General features: G+C 52.3%; 15 protein-coding genes and 3 pseudogenes. 9 read left to right on the forward strand and 9 right to left on the reverse strand.

The annotated features are described in order from the left end of the window. Positions 1 to 99: 99 nt before the first annotated feature. From BFF42_RS23800 to nemR, 5 genes and pseudogenes are all read right to left on the reverse strand, one after another. A pseudogene (locus tag BFF42_RS23800) lies at positions 100 to 4,381 on the reverse strand (ATP-dependent helicase); the annotation flags it as partial. Between the two features lie 92 nt (positions 4,382 to 4,473). Then, positions 4,474 to 5,120 (reverse strand): annotated as a pseudogene (gene rnt, locus BFF42_RS23805) (ribonuclease T). A gap of 102 nt (positions 5,121 to 5,222) precedes the next feature. Further along, complete coding sequence (gene gloA, locus BFF42_RS23810) at positions 5,223 to 5,630, reverse strand: lactoylglutathione lyase (protein WP_001237795.1); 408 nt, start codon at positions 5,628 to 5,630, stop codon at positions 5,223 to 5,225. Between the two features lie 80 nt (positions 5,631 to 5,710). Continuing rightward, positions 5,711 to 6,808, reverse strand: coding sequence for an N-ethylmaleimide reductase (nemA, locus tag BFF42_RS23815; RefSeq protein WP_000093609.1), 1,098 nt, complete (start codon positions 6,806 to 6,808; stop codon positions 5,711 to 5,713). Between the two features lie 36 nt (positions 6,809 to 6,844). Continuing rightward, entirely contained in the window at positions 6,845 to 7,444 is a 600-nt protein-coding gene (gene nemR / locus BFF42_RS23820) for a DNA-binding transcriptional regulator NemR (RefSeq protein WP_001032936.1), read from the reverse strand. 102 nt (positions 7,445 to 7,546) lie between these two features. On the opposite strand from nemR, the gene BFF42_RS23825 reads away from it, so the two are divergent. From BFF42_RS23825 to sodC, 3 genes are all read left to right on the forward strand, one after another. Then, entirely contained in the window at positions 7,547 to 7,786 is a 240-nt protein-coding gene (locus BFF42_RS23825) for a DUF1289 domain-containing protein (RefSeq protein WP_000840481.1), read from the forward strand. A gap of 48 nt (positions 7,787 to 7,834) precedes the next feature. After that, entirely contained in the window at positions 7,835 to 8,731 is an 897-nt protein-coding gene (locus BFF42_RS23830; RefSeq protein ID WP_039059344.1) for an aldo/keto reductase, read from the forward strand. Positions 8,732 to 8,811: 80 nt separating this feature from the next. Further along, positions 8,812 to 9,333 (forward strand): superoxide dismutase [Cu-Zn] SodC, encoded by a 522-nt coding sequence (gene sodC, locus BFF42_RS23835; protein ID WP_004983569.1) that lies wholly within the window; start codon positions 8,812 to 8,814, stop codon positions 9,331 to 9,333. Here sodC and BFF42_RS23840 read toward each other — a convergent pair whose 3' ends face one another. From BFF42_RS23840 to BFF42_RS23850, 3 genes and pseudogenes are all read right to left on the reverse strand, one after another. Further along, entirely contained in the window at positions 9,334 to 11,346 is a 2,013-nt protein-coding gene (locus BFF42_RS23840) for an FUSC family protein (protein ID WP_000994273.1), read from the reverse strand. After that, entirely contained in the window at positions 11,346 to 12,203 is an 858-nt protein-coding gene (locus BFF42_RS23845; RefSeq protein ID WP_001296942.1) for an efflux RND transporter periplasmic adaptor subunit, read from the reverse strand. The genes BFF42_RS23840 and BFF42_RS23845 overlap by 1 nt, the downstream gene beginning before the upstream one ends. Before the next feature lie 2 nt (positions 12,204 to 12,205). Next, a pseudogene (locus BFF42_RS23850) lies at positions 12,206 to 12,442 on the reverse strand (DUF1656 domain-containing protein). A 200-nt stretch (positions 12,443 to 12,642) separates the two neighbouring features. Here BFF42_RS23850 and slyA point away from each other — a divergent pair. Next, a complete protein-coding gene (gene slyA, locus BFF42_RS23855) occupies positions 12,643 to 13,077 on the forward strand; it encodes a transcriptional regulator SlyA (protein ID WP_012421302.1) in 435 nt (144 codons plus the stop codon). Positions 13,078 to 13,123: 46 nt separating this feature from the next. Here the strand turns inward: slyA and slyB are convergent, their stop codons facing one another. Next, on the reverse strand, positions 13,124 to 13,591 hold the full coding sequence (gene slyB, locus BFF42_RS23860; RefSeq protein ID WP_000597196.1) for an outer membrane lipoprotein SlyB: 468 nt from the start codon (positions 13,589 to 13,591) through the stop codon (positions 13,124 to 13,126). A gap of 273 nt (positions 13,592 to 13,864) precedes the next feature. Between slyB and anmK the strand changes: the two genes are divergently transcribed. From anmK to BFF42_RS23885, 5 genes are all read left to right on the forward strand, one after another. Further along, complete coding sequence (gene anmK, locus BFF42_RS23865; RefSeq protein ID WP_000835077.1) at positions 13,865 to 14,974, forward strand: anhydro-N-acetylmuramic acid kinase; 1,110 nt, start codon at positions 13,865 to 13,867, stop codon at positions 14,972 to 14,974. A 97-nt stretch (positions 14,975 to 15,071) separates the two neighbouring features. Then, positions 15,072 to 15,401: a C-type lysozyme inhibitor gene (gene mliC / locus BFF42_RS23870; RefSeq protein WP_000061968.1), complete on the forward strand. Its 330-nt coding sequence runs from the start codon at positions 15,072 to 15,074 to the stop codon at positions 15,399 to 15,401. A 58-nt stretch (positions 15,402 to 15,459) separates the two neighbouring features. Continuing rightward, entirely contained in the window at positions 15,460 to 16,116 is a 657-nt protein-coding gene (gene pdxH / locus BFF42_RS23875) for a pyridoxamine 5'-phosphate oxidase (protein ID WP_001282313.1), read from the forward strand. A gap of 128 nt (positions 16,117 to 16,244) precedes the next feature. Beyond that, positions 16,245 to 17,519, forward strand: coding sequence for a tyrosine--tRNA ligase (tyrS, locus tag BFF42_RS23880; RefSeq protein ID WP_001295400.1), 1,275 nt, complete (start codon positions 16,245 to 16,247; stop codon positions 17,517 to 17,519). 115 nt (positions 17,520 to 17,634) lie between these two features. Further along, the coding region (locus tag BFF42_RS23885) for an IS1 family transposase (RefSeq protein WP_096257578.1) at positions 17,635 to 17,700 on the forward strand (66 nt) is incomplete at its 3' end.

A 17,700-nucleotide genomic window follows, 5' to 3' on the forward strand; every position in this document is an offset into this window, starting at 1 on the left:
CTTTCTGTTCCATAACAGGTGTCCACTAGTTGAAAAGGTGGGCACCTACGTTACCAATACAGGCTTAATGGCTACATACGGCGGTCAGTTTACGCTTACCTCTTTTTCCTGCCAGACCAGCATTTTTTTGCCACCTTGCGCCAGATAGAGTAACAATTTGCCGCTAGAAACGACCACCAGCGCACCCGCCCGACGCGTTGGAACCAGCGTTGCCGGATGTGCAGGCCAGGGCAGAAGATTTCCCCACACATTAGCCGGATCGTTGGCAGAGAGCGCCACTGGTGTATAGTGGCGCGTTTGCGTGGCTTGTGTCGCCAGATCGCGCCATCGGTCAATAGTCAGACGTTCAGCGAATTGCGCGCCACCCAGACCTTCTACAAAACGACCTCGCATAATTCGCCCGGAGTCTTCCATACTTCGACAAAGCGTTTGCATCGATGGAAACCCGCCAGGGATATTTTCGGCTATCACCGCCTGACGACTGATGATGCCGTAGCGGTCGAGCATATTTTCCGCCAGCGCCAGCATCCTTTCGGTATCGTTTAGTGGCTCCACCTGCAATAACGACCAGCGTCCAGCCAGATTTGGTGTGTTGTAAGATACCAGCGGCGAGACGGGTTGCGCATAGACAGGACGTCCACGACGAGCCCGGTGACTGCGGCGAGTTGAGGTGCGTGCGTTGGAACTGCTGCGGGTGAGGGCGCGTAACGGTGCCCAAATGTCGCTGGTGATGACGCCTTGCCAGACCAGCGCCCATAACGCCTCTTGCAGGGCAGAGAGATCAACCGATTCGCCGATTTTGTCGCGTATCCGTTGGCTGATTTGTTGTGCAAACCAGGCTCCTCCGTCAGCCAGAACAGCGACTATCGCTTGTTGCAGCGCCGAACGATTCGCCTGATCCGCTTCGGCGGGAGTGAACGATTCTGCAGCATATTCCTGTAGATGCAGTGCCACCAGGCCGTCATCTTCACCCAGTTTTTTTTGCCCCGACCAGATAACCGCACCGGTTGCCAGTAATTCATCGAGCATTTCTGACGAATAGTCGCGTACGCGGGCAGGCAGGATCTGGCTTTCCCAGAGTGAGGCGGGTAAACCGACTCCGGCAAGCTGTTCGATCACCCGCATCACGCCATCTACGCCCTCATAAACGCCTGGCGATGTTGAGGCAAAGAGCGCCGGGCTACCATCGGTGGCGGGTAATACGCCCTGACGTTCCAGCAGCAATCGCGCATAGGTCGTGGCTGCAACGGGACGCGTCGCTTCTCTGGCGGCTTGCAGCGAGCGCAAACGCAGACGACGAAATACTTCATCGCTCACCCAGATGTCTTGTTGCAGATTCATCACCAGACCCTGTTCACGCAGTTGCTGAAGCTGCTCTTCGACAATGGCAATACCGAGACTAAACTCATGAGCCAGTTGTTCAGCCGTGACCAGAGCATGAGCCCGGAGATAGCGCAGAAAGAGGTCGCGAAGCGGGTAACTGACTCTATGTAAATAAATCTCTGGCAATGACTCTGGTAGTCGTACGCCGAGGGCATCACGCAGCCTGGCGGCATCATCCATACAGGCAAGACGCTCCTGTCCGCTAATCATCGCTGGGAAGATTCGTTTTACTGCAAGAAGATTTTCCAGATACGACGCAACCTCTTCACTGCTGCCTGTATGCCGTTGCGCCAGGTCTTCAACGGTCATTGGCCCCAGTTCGCGCAGCAGGTCGAACAATCCTTCTTCACCTTTCGCTCTTCTGCCAGGAGCCAGTCGTTGCAACTCTTCTTCCACCTGGCGAATGACCTGCGGGTCGAGTAATTCCCCCGGATCGACCTGTCCGAGTAGATTGCGCAGTAACTCGCTGTCCAGCGACAGTACGGATGCCCGGCGCTCTGCCAGCGGGGCGTCGCTCTGGTACATAAATTCCGCGACATAGCCGAACAATAAACTTGTGGCGAAAGGCGAGGGCGTAGTGGTCGTTACATCGGATATTTGAATTTCGCCACCGTTCAGGCGACGCATCAAACGTTCCAGTGCGGGAAGATCATAAACATCTTGCAGACATTCGCGTAGGATTTCGAGAATGACCGGAAAATCTGGATATCCCTGAGCGATTTCCAGCAACTGACTGGCGCGCAGCCGTTGTTGCCAAAGCGGGGTGCGATGGCCCGGAGTGCGCCCCGGCATTAATAATGCCCGCGCGGCGCATTCGCGAAAACGGGCGGCGAAAAGTGCCGAGCTGCCTACCGCCTCGCGGACAATTTGCAGCAACTTTTCTGGTTCAAACAAAAAAATCGCGGCGTCGGGCAATTTACCATCAGTGTCAGGAATGCGCGCAACAATGCCGTCATCACTGGCGACCACAGACGCGTCAGCGCCCCATAGGGCATGTATTCGCCCGGCAATCGCCAGCGCCCAGGGTTCATGCACCCGTCTTCCATAGGGAGAGTGCAAAATAATACGCCAGTCGCCAATTTCATCACGGCACCGTTCGAGGACCAGATGGCGACTCCCCGGAACGATGCCCGTCGCGTTGCGTTGCTCGTCAATCAACCCCTGAATATTGGCGTTCGTATTTTCTTCTGCCAGCCACGGGGGAATAGTCCCGGAAAAGAACGCGCCATCCGCCAGTAAATGAAGAAAATCGCCGATCATCTCGCCTAATTCAGCCGGACGTCCGTTACCTTCACCACGCCAGAAGGGGAGCCGGGCAGAACGACCCGGAGCAGGAGTCACAATCACCTGATCGCGGGTGATTTGCTGGATCCGCCATGAGGTAGCGTCGAGAGTGATAATGTCGTTCACCCGCGACTCATATACCATCTCCTCATCCAGTTCACCCACCCGCCGCGAACCGGCCTTTTCTTCACCTTCGGGTAATAACACGCTATACATGCCACGATCCGGAATGGTGCCGCCGCTGGTAACCGCCAACAATTGAGCGCCAGGTCGGGCGGTCAATATCCCGGTCTCCCTGTTCCAGACCAGTTTGGGGCGAAAAGCAGAAAAATCGCCAGAGGGATAGCGCCCGGAAAGCATATCCAGCGTGGCGTCAAAAACACGTCTGGCAGATCTTTCCACGGTGCGGCACGGCGTACGCGGGAGTACCATTCGTCTACCTGTAATGCCTCCATCGCCGCGGCGGCAACGGTTTGCTGCGCAAGGACGTCGAGTGGATTATGCGGGGTGTCAGGTTTTCCAGCCTGCCTGCGAACATACACTCTACAATGACTGCGGAATCGACTAAGTCACGCCGGGTACGAGGGAAAAACAGCCCTTTAGATACACCGCCAACCTGATGTCCGGCGCGACCAATGCGTTGTAACCCACTGGCAACAGAAAGCGGCGTTGCCACCTGAATCACCAGATCCACTGCGCCCATATCAATCCCCAGTTCGAGACTGGAGGTTGCGACCACGCAGCGTAACTCACCCGATTTCAGCGCCTGCTCGGTGATTGCTCGTTGTTCTTTAGAGACGGAGCCGTGGTGTGAGCGGGCAATAAAAACGTCGCTACTTTGTACACGGTTAGAGGTTGCGCCGGAGGTCGACTCGAAATGGGCCGCATCAACGGCGATAGACGGGGAACGCTGTAAGCGTGCGGCGTAAAGCTCATTTAATCGTGCCGTCAGTTTTTCCGCCAGCCCACGTGAATTAGTAAAGACAATGGTCGAGCGATGGCGCAACACTTCATCAAGGATACCCGTTTCAATATATGGCCAGATGGAGCCTTCCCGGCCGGCATGGCTGTCTTCGCCGGTGCTGCTGGCGACCGATGAGACATCATCCATATTGGCGACCGGTACGACAATTCGTATCTGCGGATGGCGCATTGCGGGCGGGTTGACTACCGTAACCGGGCGATCGCCACCAAGAAAGGCTGCCACATCGCTGGCTGAGCGCACAGTGGCAGAAAGGCCAATTCGCTGTGCTGAGGTGTGGAGCAGCGCATCGAGCCGCTCCAGATTTAACGCCAGATGCGCACCACGTTTACTGCCCGCTACCGCGTGGACTTCATCAATAATTACCGTTTCGCCGCGCCGCCGCCGTTCATCGGCAATACCCTTCAACGGGAGCTGCAAGTTGCGCTGAACGTCGGTGCCCAGAGCTTTTATCGGTGAAATATAGAGGATGCGTGAGGTTTTACGCTTATGCGCCTCGCGGGTATCTTCGCCGCCTTCGCGGAAGAGCCGATCGAGGGCGTAGAGAAATGCTGCCAGCGTTTTCCCGGAGCCGGTCGGTGCAATCACCAGCGCATGTTCGCTTCGCGCCGCCACATGCCAGGTTTGCGACTGGACAGCGGTCGGCTGTTTAAAGGCGCGAAGAAACCAGTCGCGGGTCGCCGGTGAAAACACGTCCGGCAGGAGCGATGAAGGGTCTGGATTATCTGCCATTAACGCTATTCCCCGTGAATATCATGCAGGATGCGTGGAATAGCCTCACTATAGATGCCTGAATCATTGCATGTCATCAGGCATCGACTCGATTACACCTCTTCGGCGGCAGGTAGCGGCCAGCCTCCCAGACGTTTCCAGCGGTTGACGATTTCACAAAACAGCACAGCAGTGCGTTCGGTGTCGTACAGCGCGGAGTGCGCCTGGGTGCTGTCGAAGTCCATGCCAGCGGTCTGGCAAGCCTTTGACAATACGGTTTGTCCGAGTGCCAGCCCGGCCAGTGCAGCAGTGTCAAAAGTGGCGAAAGGGTGGAACGGGTTACGTTTAAGTGAGGCGCGTTCTGCGGCGGCCATCATAAAGCTGTGATCAAAATTGGCATTGTGCGCCACCATAATGGCGCGGTTACAGCCGCTCGCTTTAATACCTTTACGTACAACTTTAAAAATTTCGTGCAGCGCCTCGTATTCGCTGACCGCGCCGCGATCGGGATCGTTCGGGTCAATGCCGTTGAAGGCGAGGGCTTCTGGTTGCAAATTTGCGCCGACAAATGGTTCGACGTGGAAATGTAATGTGGTGTCCGGCATCAGCCAGCCTTGTTCATCCATTTTCAGGGTGATGGCGCAATCTCAAGCAGCGCATCGGTTTTGGCGTTAAATCCGGCTGTTTCAACATCGATCACAACAGGATAAAAACCACGAAAACGGTCGCACAGACCGGTAAGTTGAGCGTTATCGGACATCTGATTCTCTTAATACGGATAAATTGCAGCGCGCATTATGACAAATATTACTTGTCGATGCAGTAAAGATGCGGGCGCGATGAGTTCACGCCCGGCAGGAGATTAGTTGCCCAGACCGCGACCGGCGTCTTTCTCTTCGATTAACTCAATTTTGTAACCGTCCGGATCTTCCATAAACGCGATAACCGTAGTACCGCCTTTTACCGGACCCGCTTCACGGGTCACGTTACCCCCGTTTTGACGGATTTTTTCGCACGCTTCAGCGGCGTTATCTACGCTAAGCGCGATGTGACCATAAGCAGTGCCGAGTTCGTATTTATCCACGCCCCAGTTGTAGGTCAGTTCAATCACCGCTTCTTCGGTTTCCGGGCCGTAGCCAACAAACGCCAGTGAGTATTTGTATTCCGGGTTTTCGCTGGTACGCAGCAGTTTCATGCCCAGCACTTTGGTATAAAAATCGATGGAGCGTTGCAAATCGCCAACGCGCAGCATGGTATGAAGAAGACGCATCTTTTTATCCTCAAAATGGCTAACAGATTCAAAATGTTGTTTTAGTATAGCGGCGGCTTTACGCCGCTCGCAATGTTGGATTACAACGTCGGGTAATCGGTATAGCCTTCCGCGCCGCCACCGTAGAAACTTTCGGCACGCTGTGGGTTAAGCTCAGCTTTGCGCTGCAAGCGGGCGACCAGATCCGGGTTCGCAATCCAGTCACGACCAAATGCCACCGCATCAATTAACCCTTTGCCGATCAGCGTTTCAGCTTTTTCTACTGTGTATGCACCTGCGCAGATAATCGGACCGTGGAAACGGGCGCGTACTTTTTCGCGGAACGCATCAGTATACGGTTCACCCCCCGACCAATCTGGTTCTGACATATGCAGATAAGCAATGCCGCGTTTACCCAGTTGTTCAATCAGATACAGTGTATCGGCTTCTTCATTCGGGCCGTTATCCGTGTTCTGGAAAGTACCGATTGGCGAAATGCGAATGCCAATGCGATCGGCACCCCATTCTTCAATCCCGGCATCGACCACTTCCAGTACCAGACGTGCGCGATTTTCCACGCTGCCGCCGTACTGATCGGTACGATGGTTTGAAGAAGGAGAAAGGAACTGATGCAGCAAATAACCGTGAGCAGAGAGGAGCTCTACCAGATCAAAACCGGCTTCACGCGCGTTAGCAATGGCCTGACGGAAATCATTGACGATACCTGGAATCTCTTCTAGTTCAAGCGCACGCGGCATGGATGTTTCAACACGGATCGCCTGACTATTTTCATCGCGCAGAGAAGTACGTGTTCCCGCGCTAAGTGCTGAAGGCGCTACCGGTGCCTGACCGCCAGGTTGCAGGCTGGCGTGAGAAATGCGTCCGGTGTGCCACAGCTGCACGGCCATATGACCATTTTCAGCATGAACGCCAGCGGTGATTTTTTTCCATGCGGCAATTTGCTCCGGACTATGGATGCCAGGCGCACCTGCATATCCTTTTGCCTGGGCAGAAATTTGCGTGGCTTCACTAATAATCAAACCGGCACTGGCACGTTGGCGATAGTATTCCGCCATCAACGGGGTAGGAATGTCACCCGGTTCAATACTGCGCAGACGCGTCAGCGGTGCCATAAAAATACGGTTTGCCGCCGTGATCGCGCCCACTTTCAGTGGGGAATACAGTTTTTCAGATGACATAAAGGCTCCCGGTCGTCTGGTGATAAAAAATGCCTGCTAAACGGCAGGCGTCGCAATAATGTTTTTTACATGGGCCAGCGCGTTTTCCAGTGGCTCGAAACTGCGCGAAATTTTGGCCTGCAGATTCGCACCCAGCCATAGTGCGTAAAGCACTTGTGCCTGTTGTAGCGGTTCGCCACAAAAGGTTAAACAATGGTTCTCACGGCCATTTTCCAGCGCCTGAGAGAGCAGGGCGATCACGCCGCGAGCACCTTTATCCATCGCGCTGCGCATATCTTCTGACAGATCGCACACTTCGGCAGAGAGTTTTACTGTCAGGCAACCACTGATGGTTCCATGTTGGCAAAACTGGTTCAGTGTTTGCTGGTAATAAGCCAGTATGCGGTCGCGGTAGTTACCTTCGCCGGATTGCAGCAACTCAGTCAGTCGCTGGTGATATGCGGCGTAATGACGCTCAAGCATGGCAACGCCAAACGCTTCTTTAGAGCGAAAGTAGTGATAGAAGGACCCTTTCGGCACTTCAGCGGTTTTTAGTAATTCGCTTAGCCCCATCCCGGTGAATCCACGTTGCAGGCAAAGTTGCTCGCCCGTCGCCAGGAGATGTTCGCGAGTATCATGTTCGGTGTGTTTGTTCATGCGTTGGAGTGTAGCAGACCAGTCGGTCTAGTGCGAGCAAAGTTGCTACTTTGGACATTAACAGCTTCAATAATGGTAATAATCTTATCTGAGGAGGGCGAAGTGGCGGAGCAATTAGAGTTCTTTCCCGTCCAGAGCCCGTGCCGGGGAATTTGCCAGTCTGACGAACGCGGGTTTTGTCGCGGCTGTTTTCGTAGTCGGGATGAGCGTTTTAACTGGAATAAAATGAGCGATGGAGAAAAACAAGAGGTGCTGCGCCTTTGTCGGCAGCGATTAATGCGCAAATTACGCGCAAATAAGCCAGCGTCATCAGACGAACCGGAGCAACCATCACTCTTTTGAACCTAATCTTGCGTATACTCCTCTCATATCTGATAAGAGGAAGCGATTATGGTTCAGCGTATTACTATTGCGCCGCAAGGCCCGGAGTTTTCCCGTTTTGTGATGGGCTACTGGCGATTGATGGACTGGAATATGTCCGCCCGCCAGCTGGTCAGTTTTATTGAAGAGCATCTGGATCTCGGCGTGACCACCGTGGACCATGCTGATATTTATGGTGGCTATCAGTGCGAAGCGGCGTTTGGCGAGGCACTGAAACTGGCACCTCACCTGTGTGAACGGATGGAAATCGTCAGTAAATGCGGTATCGCGACGACCGCGCGTGAAGAAAACGTCATTGGTCATTACATCACTGACCGCGATCACATCATTAAGAGCGCCGAACAGTCGCTAATTAATCTCGCGACCGATCATCTGGATCTGCTGTTAATCCACCGACCAGACCCGTTAATGGATGCCGATGAAGTGGCGGACGCGTTCAAACATCTGCATCAGAGCGGCAAAGTGCGTCATTTTGGCGTATCGAACTTTACGCCTGCGCAATTTGCCCTGTTGCAATCACGTCTGCCGTTTACCCTTGCCACTAATCAGGTGGAAATATCCCCGGTGCATCAGCCGTTACTGCTGGATGGCACGCTCGACCAACTACAACAACTGCGTGTTCGTCCGATGGCGTGGTCCTGCCTTGGTGGTGGTCGTCTGTTTAATGATGATTATTTCCAGCCGCTGCGTGATGAACTGGCTGTGGTGGCAGAGGAGTTAAACGCGGGCTCGATTGAACAGGTGGTTTACGCCTGGGTATTACGTTTACCATCGCAGCCGCTGCCAATTATCGGTTCAGGTAAAATTGAGCGCGTACGGGCAGCTGTCGAAGCAGAAACACTGAAAATGACCCGTCAACAATGGTTTCGTATCCGTAAAGCGGCACTGGGGTACGACGTACCGTAAGCACTTTTAGGAATAGCCGCCGTTCAAAAATGTGTCACTGGTTTACACTTATTCAGGAATGCACAATGAACGGAGGTCCTATGAAACGTTTTAGTCTGGCTATTCTGGCGCTGGTTGTTGCAACCGGCGCACAAGCTGCCAGTGAAAAAGTCGAGATGAACCTCGTCACGTCGCAAGGGGTAGGGCAGTCAATTGGTAGCGTCACCATTACTGAAACCGATAAAGGTCTGGAGTTTTCGCCCGATCTGAAAGCATTACCCCCCGGTGAACATGGCTTCCATATTCATGCCAAAGGAAGCTGCCAGCCAGCCACCAAAGATGGCAAAGCCAGCGCCGCGGAATCCGCAGGCGGGCATCTTGATCCACAAAATACCGGTAAACATGAAGGGCCAGAAGGTGCCGGGCATTTAGGCGATCTGCCTGCACTGGTCGTCAATAATGACGGCAAAGCTACCGATGCCGTCATCACGCCTCGTCTGAAATCACTGGATGAAATCAAAGACAAAGCGCTGATGGTCCACGTTGGCGGCGATAATATGTCCGATCAACCTAAACCGCTGGGCGGTGGCGGTGAACGCTATGCCTGTGGTGTAATTAAGTAATTAAGAGGCCTGCGTACCTTGCGGTGGTGCTTGCTCAAGTTGCGAAAGCGAGCAGTACAGCCGCCAGACAATTGCCGCCAGCTCACGGGCGGCAGGTTGATGATGACGGGCAAGGCTGTCGCAAATCCGCTGTAATTCTTCAAGTGTGGCCGCCAGTGATTTTTGCTGAACGCCACGCTCACTCATCACTCCCCGCAACAGTGAAATACAGTTATCCCGTACTCGCGATAACGGATCGGAACTCGATTCCCAGTCGCGCAATTGCCAGACAACATGAGAACAGTTCAGCAGCACTACACCCCAGCGTAATAACCAACGGCGAGCCAGCGCATCCTGGCTGTTACTCAACTGACTGACGTGATGATAAGTGAGCGATTCAAATTCGCTTTCACTCAGTGTTGGATGGCGGCTTAGCTGATCGACAAAATCCCGGCGCAGCGCGCGAATATGGCGGCGGCTTTTACGAGCATCCGATCCTGGACGCAGAATGGCGAACGCTAGCCAAGCCAGCGCAACGCCAACGATTTTTGCCAGATTATCGTTAAGAAAATCAGCAAAATCATACACCGGGGGATTAGTGACAGCGATAAACGAACCCATAAAAACAATCAGTTGCCCCCACAGTGCGGCAAATTTGGGCATCTGCAATTTAAGAAGCTGCATTGTCGCCAGCAGTGGAAAGAGAAACAGTAAAAATTGCCACAGATCGCTAATCTGGACCATCAGGCCAAATTTGACCACAAAGCTGAATAGCGAAAGTAACACCAGCGTGCGCATCAGCAGTGACAACGACTTAAACGGTGCTGCGACGGCGGAGTAGAGTACGCAGCTAATTGCTGCCAGCGTTAATGCATTGGCACCGGCATCCCATTGCGATGCAATACTCCATGCGCCAATCATCATCAACGTACAAAATGTACGCAGCCCGCTCCACATAGCTTCGGCGTTGTCGGTATGACGAGCCAGAGCGGATGTCCGTGCGAGTCTGGCATGATCATCTACACCGCTTTGCAGACGATGTAATTCCTGACTACTTTGCAGATAAAGGCGGCAAAAATAACGTAGTCGCTGCCAGAAGGCGACGTGCCGGTAGTCGGCGACGTTGGTCGGGCGTAGCGGGGCGATAATACGTGCGACGGTGTAAGCATCTGTTTGCGAACTGGCGAGCGCCGTCAGCAATTGTTCGAGAATTTCTCGCGTGGCACCTGGCGGTGAGGGCCAGTTGAGCAACATACGTCGCAGGCTGGAGATGACACTGGTCATACGTAATTGCTGGTGGAGTAGCGCATTAAGGCGCGCGTTTTGCTGGCGAAAACGATAGTGGCTCCAGAAAGCCTGGATACGCAGCAAATTCATGGTCAGTATCTGCCCAATCCCCCCCTCATGTGCTGCACGAATGGCATCGTTTGTTTCAGGCTGCCAGAGTAAACTGGCATGTTCCAGTAATTGGGCGTGCATGTTTTTCAATGCGGTTAAAAGGGCTGTAGCATCGGAACTGCTAGGCAGGATCATCATCATCATGCCGCCGCACAAAATACCGACTATCACCTCGCAAACGCGCGCCTGAGCGATATCCCACAGCTGGCTGGCCTCAGTAATATTAACCATCGGAAAGGCGATGATGGCAGCCGTGTAGCCCGCCAGTTGAAATGCATACGCGACGTTATTCGTGAAGTGCGCACAGGCCCAGGTACAAAAGCCAAGCCACGCCGACATGCTCAATAGAAAAAACCACGGCTCATTGAGCGTATGCCCGGCAAGAAGCAGTGCCGCAATGGCTCCCAGTAAACTGCCAGCGATGCGTCCGAGGCTTTTGCTGATGACACCGCCAACGGTGGGAAAGCTAACCACTGCAGCCGAGGTCATCGCCCAATAGGGTTCATCCAGATTCAAATAATAGGCAACCGTCAGCGCCAGACACATGGCAATGGTATTGCGTAACGCATAACGCCATTGCGCCAGCGTGGCCTTGAACCAGGGCAAATTGCGCAAGGACCATGACGATGCGTTCATTATTGACCTACGGCAATGCTACAGGTGGTGCCCGACACCAGCGTGACATCGCCTGGAACTTTATCCAGCGCAAAGCGGACGGGAACGCGTTGGGCGAGACGAACCCAGGGGACGTTAGGTTTCACATCCGGAATAAGGCTTGAGTCACTTTCAACGCTTTGATCATAAATCGCCCGACCGATACTGGAAACGTGACCCCGTAACGTTTTGTTATCACTATAGAGGGTAATTTGTGCTGGTGCACCTTCGCGGATATGGCGCAACTTGGTTTCTTCAAAATAACCAATGACGTAAAACGAGTGGCTGTCGACAAGGGCAAACAGCGGTTTCCCGGTGTCAGCGTAATCGCCGATGCGGGTAGTGAGGTTAGTCACCCAACCACTCACCGGGGCGCGAATTTCCGTTTGCGCCAGTTGCCATTGTGTCTGTTTCAGCGTGGCCTGTGCGGCATTAACACTGGCCTGCATCGCTTTAACATTGAGGTTAGCGGTATCGAGTTCTTCGGCAGAAATAAAATTTTGTGAGAGATGACGACGACGATTCGCTTCGTTATTGGCTTTTGCGAGGTCAGATTGCGCTTTCGCCAGCTGAGCCTGTGCGTTCAGCTCGGCGATCTGAAAGGGCGTTTTATCGATCGTGAGCAGAAGATCCCCCGCGTTAACCAGTTGGTTGTCTTTTATATTCAGCTCAACAATACGTCCCGACACCTGTGGGGTGATAGAAACTTTTTCTGCGCGTATTTTCCCGTCGCGTGTCCACGGAGATTGCATGTAATAATTCCACAGCCACCATCCGGCAAGAACCGCAACTATCGCTACAATGATTGTTGAGAAATACTTAATTGTTTTAATTGACATAGTTACCACGCAATCAGTATTGCCAGAGCAAGGCAAACGCAAATCGCAAACAGCGATAAATCCATTTACAAGGGATGCCAGATGTCACCGGCGTAGATCCAGCCACGAAGCAGGCGGTGTACGACAAGCCAGATGACGAATCCAAACGCGAAGGCTTTGAAAAACGGAGGAAAATAGACGGACGCACCGAACACCAGATCTTGTAAGGGCAATCCTGTTGCATTGAGCATAAACTTCACAAAGTAGATTCCTTTACGACCGAATATATTGCGTTAGATTAATAAATATTCTTTAAGTGCGAAAAATTTACGCGCAATTTCTGAAAAATATGTCTGACGGTAACCAAATGCAGCAATACATTTGTTTTAGCAATAAAATTGCTGCACACTATTCTAAAAGCCGCATAATATCTTAGCAAGCTAATTATAAGGAGATGAAATTGGAATCGCCACTAGGTTCTGATCTGGCACGGTTGGTGCGCATATGGCGTGCTCTGATAGACCATCGCCTGAAACCGCTGGAGTTAACACAAACCCATTGGGTTACGTTACACAATATCCATCAGTTACCTCCAGACCAGTCGCAAATTCAACTGGCAAAAGCGATTGGCATCGAGCAGCCATCACTGGTCCGTACTCTGGACCAACTGGAAGAAAAAGGGTTAATTTCGCGTCAAACTTGTGCCAGCGATCGTCGGGCTAAACGTATTAAACTGACGGAAAAGGCAGAGCCACTGATCAGCGAAATGGAAGCTGTTATTAACAAAACCTGCGCGGAAATATTACATGGCATCTCCGCAGAGGAACTGGAGCAACTGATTACGCTCATCGCAAAACTTGAGCATAATATCATTGAGTTACAGGCCAAAGGGTGAAATGAAGGGGGCGTGTGGTCAGTAACCTGACCACACGCAAACTTATTTAGCGCGGAGAAACGGTCACCTGACTGCCATTGCTGGCCAGTACGACACGTTGGCCCGGAGAGAAACGAGTGTTGCCTTGTTTCTGTACCACCATGATGGTATTACCATCGTCTTTACGAATTTCCAGCTCGACACCCTGCGTTTTGTTCATTGCACTCTGTACGCCCTGACCAGCTACGCCACCTGCAACAGCGCCTGCTGCAGTAGCCAGAGAACGCCCGGTTCCGCCACCAACAGTATTCCCCAGGAAACCACCAAGAACAGCACCGCCAATTGCACCGATAACGTTGGAATCATCACCGCCCTGAATCTGTACCGGACGTACGTTAACGATGGTGCCATAGCTGACATTTTGTACTTGTTTCGCTTCAGAAGCGGTATAAACATCCCCTGACAGGGTGTCGTTATTAACACAACCGACAAGAGACAGACCTACCATTGAAACAACCAATACGCGTTTAATCATTGAAAAATCTCCTGTTCACCATGAAACGCCACGCAAGCATCCCTCATGGTCAAAGTATATGGCATATGTGAATCCATGGTTACATGTTCTACCAAATATGAGCAAATCATAATGAAAGTAGGATCAACCAATTATAAACAAAACATTCATGATGATTATTGATTTGAAGATAATGTTTTACTACCAACGGTAAAAATCGGTCATTCCGCATGGTATTCACGAAAAGTTTATGTTTGAGTGGTGCGCAAACGTCAGATTGAAAAAGGATGAACTATGAAATCGGGCCGCTTTATTGGCGTTATGTCAGGCACCAGCCTTGATGGTGTTGATGTTGTGTTGGCGACAATAGATGAACACCGGGTCGCACAGCTGGCAAGCTTGAGCTGGCCGATCCCGGTGTCTCTGAAACAGGCTGTACTGGATATTTGCCAGGGCCAGCAGCTTACACTTTCGCAGTTTGGACAGCTTGATACTCAACTCGGGCGACTTTTTGCTGATGCGGTCAATGCCTTGCTTAAGGAACAAAACCTGCAGGCGAGAGATATAGTTGCGATCGGCTGTCACGGTCAAACCGTCTGGCATGAACCGACGGGCGTGGCACCACACACTTTACAGATTGGCGATAACAATCAAATTGTGGCACGCACCGGAATTACGGTTGTCGGTGATTTTCGCCGTCGCGATATTGCCTTGGGAGGACAAGGCGCACCGCTGGTACCTGCGTTCCATCATGCCTTGCTGGCTCACCCAACCGAGCGACGAATGGTGCTCAATATTGGCGGCATCGCCAATCTGTCACTGCTCATTCCTGGGCAGCCGGTTGGCGGCTACGATACCGGTCCTGGTAACATGCTGATGGATGCCTGGATCTGGCGTCAGGCCGGTAAACCTTACGATAAAGATGCCGAGTGGGCACGGGCGGGTAAAGTTATTCTCCCACTGCTGCAAAATATGCTCAGCGACCCATATTTCTCGCAACCTGCACCGAAAAGCACCGGACGCGAATACTTTAACTACGGCTGGCTGGAGCGCCATTTACGCCATTTTCCGGGTGTTGATCCCCGTGATGTTCAGGCCACACTGGCAGAACTCACCGCCGTGACCATTTCTGAACAAGTTTTGTTGAGCGGTGGCTGCGAACGATTGATGGTATGTGGTGGAGGTAGTCGTAATCCGCTACTCATGGCGCGTCTGGCGGCATTACTGCCAGGCACAGAAGTCACCACCACCGATGCCGTTGGCATTAGTGGCGATGACATGGAAGCATTGGCTTTCGCCTGGCTTGCCTGGCGGACGCTGGCGGGATTACCAGGAAATCTGCCTTCCGTCACTGGCGCAAGCCAGGAGACGGTACTGGGGGCTATTTTCCCTGCTAACCCGTGATATCAGAGTTAACTGAATTTTTCTTACCGCGTCTGCCGTTACACTTGGAACGTTAGGGAGGGCGTATTGCCCTCCAGACCAGGAAAGTCTTCGGGAAATGTCTATGAAAAAACTGTTACTGATCTGTTTGCCGGTGCTTCTCACCGGCTGTAGCGCGTTCAATCAACTGGTTGAGCACATGCAAACCGCTACGCTGGAATACCAGTGTGATGAAAAACCGTTGACGGTCAAACTGAATAATCCGCGCCAGGAAGTCAGTTTTGTTTACGATAATCAACTACTGCATCTCAAACAGGGCATTTCAGCGTCTGGTGCACGTTACACTGACGGAATCTATGTTTTCTGGTCGAAAGGCGATGAAGCGACTGTCTATAAACGCGACCGCATCGTATTGAATAACTGTCAGTTACAAAATCCACAGCGTTGAGATTTTTCCAGGGGCGGCGCACAATAGCGTCACCCACTGACAATCCGTAAAGAAAACCATGTCTGATAACGACGAATTGCAGCAAATCGCGCATCTGCGCCGTGAATACACCAAAGGCGGGTTACGCCGTCGCGATCTTCCCGCCGATCCATTAACCCTTTTTGAACGTTGGCTCTCTCAGGCGTGTGAAGCCAAACTGGCAGACCCTACCGCGATGGTGGTCGCTACCGTGGATGAACATGCTCAGCCTTATCAACGCATCGTTTTACTCAAACATTACGACGAAAAAGGCATGGTGTTTTACACCAACCTCGGTAGCCGTAAAGCACATCAAATTGAAAATAATCCGCGCGTTAGCCTGCTGTTCCCGTGGCATACCCTTGAACGCCAGGTGATGGTGATCGGTAAAGCAGAACGACTTTCGACTCTCGAAGTGATGAAATATTTTCATAGCCGCCCGCGTGATAGCCAGATTGGTGCATGGGTTTCGAAGCAGTCCAGTCGCATTTCTGCCCGCGGTATCCTTGAAAGTAAATTCCTGGAGCTGAAGCAGAAGTTTCAACAGGGCGAAGTGCCATTGCCGAGCTTTTGGGGCGGTTTTCGCGTCAGCCTTGAACAGATTGAGTTCTGGCAGGGCGGTGAGCATCGCCTGCATGACCGCTTTTTGTACCAGCGAGAAAATGATGCGTGGAAGATTGATCGTCTTGCACCCTGAAAAGATGCAAAAATCTTGCTTTAATCGCTGGTACTCCTGATTCTGGCACTTTATTCTATGTCTCTTTCGCATCTGGCGAAAAGTCGTGTACCGGCAAAGGTGCAGTCGTTATATACATGGAGATTTTGATGGCAAGCAGTAACTTGATTAAACAATTGCAAGAGCGGGGGCTGGTAGCCCAGGTGACGGACGAGGAAGCGTTAGCAGAGCGACTGGCGCAAGGCCCGATCGCGCTCTATTGCGGCTTCGATCCTACCGCTGACAGCTTGCATTTGGGGCATCTTGTTCCATTGTTATGCCTGAAACGCTTCCAGCAGGCGGGCCACAAGCCGGTTGCGCTGGTAGGCGGCGCGACGGGTCTGATTGGCGACCCGAGCTTCAAAGCTGCCGAGCGTAAGCTGAACACCGAAGAAACTGTTCAGGAGTGGGTGGACAAAATCCGTAAGCAGGTTGCCCCGTTCCTCGATTTCGACTGTGGAGAAAACTCTGCTATCGCGGCGAACAACTATGACTGGTTCGGCAATATGAATGTGCTGACCTTCCTGCGCGATATTGGCAAACACTTCTCCGTTAACCAGATGATCAACAAAGAAGCGGTTAAGCAGCGTCTCAACCGTGAAGATCAGGGGATTTCGTTCACTGAGTTTTCCTACAACCTGTTGCAGGGTTATGACTTCGCCTGTCTGAACAAACAGTACGGTGTGGTGCTGCAAATTGGTGGTTCTGACCAGTGGGGTAACATCACTTCTGGTATCGACCTGACCCGTCGTCTGCATCAGAATCAGGTGTTTGGCCTGACCGTTCCGCTGATCACTAAAGCAGATGGCACCAAATTTGGTAAAACTGAAGGCGGCGCAGTCTGGTTGGATCCGAAGAAAACTAGCCCGTACAAATTCTACCAGTTCTGGATCAACACTGCGGATGCCGACGTTTACCGCTTCCTGAAGTTCTTCACCTTTATGAGCATTGAAGAGATCAACGCCCTGGAAGAAGAAGATAAAAACAGCGGTAAAGCACCGCGCGCCCAGTATGTACTGGCGGAGCAGGTGACTCGTCTGGTTCACGGTGAAGAAGGTTTACAGGCGGCAAAACGTATTACCGAATGCCTGTTCAGCGGTTCTTTGAGTGCGCTGAGTGAAGCGGACTTCGAACAGCTGGCGCAGGACGGCGTACCGATGGTTGAGATGGAAAAGGGCGCAGACCTGATGCAGGCGCTGGTCGATTCTGAACTGCAACCTTCCCGTGGTCAGGCGCGTAAAACTATCGCCTCCAATGCCATCACCATTAACGGTGAAAAACAGTCCGATCCTGAATACTTCTTTAAAGAAGAAGATCGTCTGTTTGGTCGTTTTACCTTACTACGTCGCGGCAAAAAGAATTACTGTCTGATTTGCTGGAAATAATGCATTAAGTGGAAAGGGGGAGTGAGAAATCACTCCCCTGGTTTTATACAGGGAACATGAGGTGATGCTGCCAACTTACTGATTTAGTGTATGATGGTGTTTTTGAGGTGCTCCAGTGGCTTCTGTTTCTATCAGCTGTCCCTCCTGTTCAGCTACTGACGGGGTGGTGCGTAACGGCAAA

It is taken from the genome of Shigella sp. FC1661 (genome assembly GCF_001712525.1).
Lineage (GTDB): Bacteria > Pseudomonadota > Gammaproteobacteria > Enterobacterales > Enterobacteriaceae > Escherichia > Escherichia coli.